Below are 783 nucleotides of genomic sequence, written 5' to 3'. Positions count from 1 at the left end.
TCGGTTTGGGAACATCGGCCACGAAGGATACTGGCACCTCAAATGGCAATGTTATTCAGGTCGGTGGTTTTGGCATCGGCGCTGATTCGTCTTTGGCTTCTCAACTGGCAAGCCTGACCGATGGTTATCGTGCCGGGCTTTATCGTATGCGCGGTGATGGAGCTCCGCCGTCAACCATCGGTGCACCAGTTGGAAGTGGAAACTCTATTATCGGTTTGGTCTCTGTTCCTGTTTATTCGACGGCCGGTTTTGGTCTCGCCTTTAACCGGGATAATTTATGGACAGGTGTATTTGATCCAGCAAATCCCAGCGGGGCGACGTGGAAAAAATGGTGGGGTGAGTCAAACACCACCGTTGACACGAACGGCTTTATCAAACGGGCCTCTCCTGTCGTTAAGCTATTCGGAACTGGTGAGATTGAGTGTAACGATGAAGCTGAAGGGGTCTCTGCGTCGAGAGAGATGGAGGGCGTTTATCGTGTCATGGGGAGCTGCGGCCTTAGTCTTGAAGGGTGGACAGTCGAGATCCCCCAGGATATCAACGGCAATTTTCTGTGTTTCGTTGATATCACGACCGAAGATGATGGTGTGTTGACTGTTTCTGTCTTTCGTCGCCGTTTTGATGTGGAAACCGCGATGATTACTGCTGGTGACCCGATGGATATTCCTGGTGGTCGCTGGATAGATCTCCGACTGCAAATGCCAGCTGATTCTTTGTACAATACAAAAACACGCGCAGACGAACCACCGTTGGAACACCAGAGCAATGGATAAAGGTCGGTTT

The 783-nt window shown here is 50.8% G+C and carries 1 pseudogene; it reads left to right on the top strand.

Features of this window, described 5'->3' with window-relative positions:
* Nucleotides 1–773, top strand: a pseudogene (locus tag EQV24_RS23695) (hypothetical protein); the annotation flags it as partial.
* Nucleotides 774–783 lie beyond the last annotated feature (10 nt).

Source organism: Enterobacter sp. A8, from assembly GCF_004296595.1.
Classification (GTDB): domain Bacteria; phylum Pseudomonadota; class Gammaproteobacteria; order Enterobacterales; family Enterobacteriaceae; genus Enterobacter; species Enterobacter cloacae.
The sequence above is the reverse complement of the archived record's forward strand: the minus strand, read 5'-3'. Positions and strand labels throughout refer to the sequence as shown.